At 69.3% G+C, this 5,275-nt stretch carries 4 protein-coding genes and 1 pseudogene; 3 read left to right on the forward strand and 2 right to left on the reverse strand.

Annotated elements, in window-relative coordinates; translation table 11 throughout:
• A pseudogene (locus AZG88_RS28700) lies at positions 1-300 on the forward strand (NAD-dependent epimerase/dehydratase family protein); the annotation flags it as partial.
• Here AZG88_RS28700 and AZG88_RS28705 read toward each other — a convergent pair.
• The gene (locus AZG88_RS28705) at positions 270-1,817 is read right to left on the reverse strand and encodes an alpha,alpha-trehalose-phosphate synthase (UDP-forming) (RefSeq protein WP_005244526.1); all 1,548 of its coding nucleotides are present in this window, start codon (positions 1,815-1,817) and stop codon (positions 270-272) included. The pseudogene AZG88_RS28700 and the gene AZG88_RS28705 overlap by 31 nt on opposite strands.
• Before the next feature lie 33 nt (positions 1,818-1,850).
• Positions 1,851-2,024, reverse strand: coding sequence for a hypothetical protein (locus tag AZG88_RS52965; RefSeq protein WP_005244525.1), 174 nt, complete (start codon positions 2,022-2,024; stop codon positions 1,851-1,853).
• A 167-nt stretch (positions 2,025-2,191) separates the two neighbouring features.
• On the opposite strand from AZG88_RS52965, the gene AZG88_RS28710 reads away from it, so the two are divergent.
• Positions 2,192-3,895 carry an ABC transporter ATP-binding protein gene (locus AZG88_RS28710; protein ID WP_061699838.1) on the forward strand — a complete coding sequence of 568 codons (1,704 nt, stop codon included), beginning with the start codon at positions 2,192-2,194 and terminating at the stop codon, positions 3,893-3,895.
• Positions 3,892-5,275 (forward strand): ABC transporter ATP-binding protein (locus AZG88_RS28715; protein WP_061699839.1); only part of this gene is annotated, 1,384 nt, incomplete at its 3' end. The genes AZG88_RS28710 and AZG88_RS28715, both read left to right, overlap by 4 nt.

Raw genomic sequence — 5,275 nt, forward strand, 5'->3', positions numbered from 1 at the left:
AGGGCTGCGCGTGCGGCGGGTCGTCGGGGGCCGCTGTACTCGTTCCCACTCAGCGTCATCGAACGCGTGCTGCCGATCGCCGAACCCATCGGGACCCGGTTCGGCTCCGACGTGCTGTCGCGGTCGGCGATGGCGGCGCTGCTCGCGGCGCCCGTCATCGACGGCACCAAGGCGCGGTCCGAACTCGGCTACATTCCGCGTCCCGCCGACGAGACGATCCGCGACTTCGTCGCCTTCCTGGTGACGTCCGGTCAGCTGAGCCGGGGCGGTCAGTTCTCCCCGGTCGCGTCCTCGTTGTAGTCGGACTCGGAAGCCTCGGCGGGAGCGATCAGTGCCGGGCCGGCGGCGCCCCCGTGAGCGAGGGCGTCGAGGAAGGACCTGGCCCACCGGTCGACGTCGTGTGCGAGGACCTGCCTGCGCAGGGCACGCATGTGGCGTCGGCCGTCCTCCTTCGGCTGCTCGAGGGCCTGCTCCATCGCGTCCTTGACGCTGTCGAGATCGTGCGGATTGCACAGGAACGCCTGACGCAGTTCGGCGGCCGCGCCGGTGAACTCGCTGAGCAGCAGCGCGCCGCCGAGATCACTGCGGCACGCCACGTACTCCTTGGCGACGAGGTTCATGCCGTCACGCAGCGGAGTCACCAGCATCACGTCGGCGGCGACGAAGAAGGCGATCAGCTCCTCGCGGGGGATCGGCCGGTGCAGGTAATGCACCACCGGCCGGCCGACCTCGCTGTACTCGCCGTTGATCCGCGACACCTTGCGTTCGATGTCGTCGCGCATCTGCACGTAGCTGTCGACTCGCTCGCGGCTCGGCGTCGCCAGCTGCACCATCACCGTGTCGGCGGGATCGATGCGCTGCTCGTCGAGCAGTTCGTGCAGCGCGGCGAGGCGGACGTCGATGCCCTTCGTGTAATCGAGGCGGTCGACACCGAGCATGATGTGTTTGGGATTGCCCAGTTCCTTGCGGATCTTCTTGGCGCGGTCCCGGATCGACTTGGACCGGGACTGTTCGTCCAGCTGCCCCGAGTCGATGGAGATCGGGAACGCGCCGACGCGGACCGTGCGGAACCCCACCTGCACGACGCCCAGCTTGGAGCGGACGCCGACGTTGCCGCGGGAGGTCTGCTGACCGGCGAGTTTGCGGGCCAGGTAGAGGAAGTTCTGGGCACCGCCCGGCAGGTGGAACCCGATCAGGTCGGCGCCCAGCAGACCCTCGATGATCTCGGTGCGCCACGGCATCTGCATGAACAGTTCCACCGGCGGGAACGGAATGTGCAGGAAGAACCCGATGGTGAGGTCGGGGCGGAGCATGCGCAGCATCTTCGGAACGAGCTGCAGCTGATAGTCCTGGATCCACACCGTGGCGCCGTGTGCGGCCGCCTTCGACGTGGCCTCCGCGAAACGCCGGTTGACCTCGACGTAGGCGTTCCACCAGTCGCGGTTGTACTCGGGCTTGACGATGACATCGTGGTAGAGCGGCCACAGGGTTGCGTTGGAGAAGCCCTCGTAGTAGTCGGCGATCTCCGCGGCGCTCAGCGGAACGGGGTAGAGCTCGAGATCGTCCTCGACGACGGGATCGAGCTCGGCGTCCGCAACCCCCGCCCAGCCGACCCATGCGCCCTTGTTGCGGCGCAGGATCGGCTCGAGCGCGGTGACGAGGCCACCGGGGCTGCGCTTCCAGCGCGTGGTGCCGTCCGGAAGGCGTTCGAGGTCGACGGGGAGTCGGTTCGCGACGACGACGAAGTCGGCTTGCCCGGAAACAGGATCAGAAGTCGAGCGTGATGACGATGCTGACGATTCCGAACTGGCAGCCACGGGCTTCCTTCGCAGTCGAAGTGGATGAAATTCTCAGTCGAGCTTGGTGGTGGGTCCGATTCCGAGCATGGAGAGCAGCATCCTGCACTCGTCGGCATCTTCGGCGTATGCAGCGACAACGCGCTGCGCCTGGCGGGCGGTCTCGTCGGCTAGGGGTTCGAGATCCTCGTCCGCGATGTCGTTTTCGGCGGTCGTCTTCGCGGCCATCTTTGTCCTCTCGGGCTTGCTGCTGCGTCACGCGCAGTAGTTCGTATCGGCGACTCTATGAGAACCGGGCATGTCAACGCTAGTTGCCCATCGATTAGGGTTCATCTAGTTAGGGTCTGCTTACTTGGTTGGTGGGTGGGGAAGCGTCGGCGTTGGGAGTTACGCGCGTGAAGACTGGTGGCACCGCAATTCTGCGTCGCACGCTGGTGCGGAATCGTGTTCGGCTGGGGATCGGCACCGTGCTCGTCTGCCTGCATCAGGTGGCCGAGACGCTGGTCCCGATCTCGATCGGCGTGATCGTCGACCGGGCCGTCGCGACCGGGGACGTGTTCGCTCTCTCGGTGTGGCTGTGCGCCCTGGCGCTGCTGTTCCTGGTGCTCACCGCGGCGTGGCGTTTCGGTGCCCGGTTCATCGTCGTGGCGATGCAGAACGAGGCGCACCAGCTGCGGATGGAGGTGGCGCACCGCATCCTCGACCCGCGGGGAGTGCGCACCGACCTGCGTGCCGGTGAACTGCTGTCGGTGTCGACGTCGGACGCCGACCGCGCGGCCTGGATCGCGGACATCACACCGCGGGCCGCGGCGGCCCTCACCGCGGCGATCGGATCCGCCGTCGCCCTCCTGCTGATCGACGTGCCGCTCGGACTCGCCGTTCTGATCGGCACCCCCGTCATCCTCGGTCTCCTCCAGCTCGCGGCGCCGCTGATCACCCGCCGGGCCACCGATCAGCAGGCCGCCGTCGCGCGCGCGTCGGCCATGGCCACCGACCTCGTCAGCGGGCTCCGCCCCCTGCGCGGGATCGGCGCCGAGGTGTCGGCGTCGCGGCGATACCGGACGGCCAGCCGCGAGGCGCTCGGCGCCACCCTGCACACGGCGAAGAGTTCCGCCGTGTTCGCTGGGGTCTCGATGACCGTCAGCGCCCTCCTCGCCGTCGGTGTCGCGGGTGTCGCAGGCTGGTTCGCCCTCGAGGGGCGCATCACCATCGGCGAGCTGATCACCGTCGTCGGACTGTCCCAGTTCTTCATCGAACCGCTCGGCGTCCTGGCCGGTCTGCCCGGGTTCCTCGCCCTCGCCCGCGCGTCGGCGGACCGCCTCGCCCTGGTCCTCGATGCGGAACCTCTGCTGCCCGCCGGATCGGGCCGGACACTCGACGGCAGCGAGCTCAGCCTGACCGGGGTGTCCTACCGGTCCCTGAGCGCGGTGGACCTCCAGGTCACCCCCGGCGAACTGCTCGGGGTCGTCGCGTACCGCCCGCAGGACGCGGAGGCGCTGGCCGCGCTGCTGTCCGGGCAGGTTCCCCCCGACCGGTACGACGGCGAACTGACGGTGGGCGGAGTGCGGCTGTCGGACGCGGATCTCGCGCAGGCCCGCCGGGCGCTGCTCGTCGAACCGCACAACGGCGACCTGTTCTCCGGAACCGTCGCGTCGAACGTGACCGCAGGCAGGCCCGGCGCGACGGCGGCCGAGGTGCAGGCGGCGCTGTCCGCGTCCGCGGCGGTGGACGTCGTCGAAGCACACCCCGAGGGGCTCGACCATGAGGTCGCCGACCGCGGGTCCTCGCTGTCCGGGGGTCAGCGGCAGCGGGTCGCCCTCGCACGTGCACTGGTGGCGCAGTCGCCGGTGATGGTGCTGCACGATCCGACGACCGCCGTGGACGCGGTCACCGAACACACGATCGCGGGCGGCATCGCGGACCTGCGGCATCGCGGCTCCGCGGACGGGCAGACGACGATCCTCATCACGAGCAGCCCCGCGCTGCTGTCCGTGACCGACCGCGTCGTCGTCCTCGACGACGGAACGGTGGTCGGCGAGGGCACACACTCGCAATTGGCGACCGAGAACGCGAACTACCGTCAGGCGGTCCTGCGATGAGTGAACTGCTGCCCATCGCGAACGCACGCGACACGTGGGCGTGGCTGAAGTCCGAACTGGGACACCGCCGCGGCCGGAGCGTCTTCACCCTGCTGGTCGCCGCCGTCGCGGCGGGCATGGCGCTGGTTCCCGTCTACGTCTTCGGCGTCCTCGTCGACCGGGTGCAGGACGGTGCGCCGCCGTCCACCATCGGGTGGGTGGTCTCGGTGATCGCGTCCGCCGCGGTGATCGGCGGCGTGTGTGCCGGGTTCGCGTCGTTCCTGATCCGCAGTCTCGGCGAGGGAATCCTGGCGGATCTGCGCGAGCGGACCGTCGACCGGGCGCTCCGGCTGCCGATCCAGACGGTCGAACGCGTCGGCAAGGGCGACCTGCTGTCGCGGGTCGGCGACGACGTCGCGGTGATCGGCAAGGCCGTCACCGACGTGGTCCCCAGCCTCGTCACGGCTGTCCTGCTGGTGGTGCTCAGCATGGTCACGATGCTCGGCATCGACTGGCGGCTCGGGCTCGCGGGCATGGTGGCGCTGCCGATGTATGCACTGGCGATGCGCTGGTACCTGCCGCGGTCCGCGCCGGTGTACGCCGCCGAGCGTGTCGCGATGGGGGAGCGTTCGCAGGCTCTGATCAGCAGCATGCAGGGCGCCCGGACGGTGCGCGCCTACGGTCTGGAAGACAGCCATCTGGCGCAGATCAACGGTGCGTCGGAGAAGGCCCGCGACCTGTCCGTCGGCGTCTTCGCACTGTTCACCCGGTTCGCGGGACGCGGCAACCGGGCCGAGTTCGTGGGGCTCGCCACCATCCTTGCCGCTGGATTCGCGCTGGTGAACGCCGACATCGTCACCGTCGGGCAGACCACCACCGCGGCACTGCTCTTCCACCGGTTGTTCAATCCGATCGGCATGCTGATGTACACGTTCGACGAGGTGCAGTCGGCGGGAGCGAGCCTGGCACGGCTCGTCGGCGTCGTCGACCTCGACGACGAGTCGAGCACCGGGAGTGCCGCCGTCCGGGAGTCCGCGGATTCGACGCTCGAACTCGCCGACGTGCGACACACCTACGACGGCAGCCACGAAGTGGTGCACGCCATCAGCCTGCAGGTGAAGTCCGGTGAACGCGTCGCCCTCGTCGGCTCGACCGGGGCGGGCAAGACGACGGTCGCGGCGATCGCGGCCGGCTCGATCGTCCCGACGTCCGGCTCGGTGCGCATCGGCGGCACCGCGCTGCCGGACCTGGAGCCGGGTGGTCTCCGTCGCCGGGTCGCCATCGTCAGCCAGGAGGTCCACGTGTTCGCCGGACCACTGATCGACGACCTTCGGCTCGCCGCACCCGACGCCTCTGAGGAGGACGCGGCGATGGCACTGAAAGCCGTCGGCGCCGACGGCT

The organism is Rhodococcus sp. LB1 (assembly GCF_001583455.1).
Lineage (GTDB): Bacteria > Actinomycetota > Actinomycetes > Mycobacteriales > Mycobacteriaceae > Rhodococcus_F > Rhodococcus_F opacus.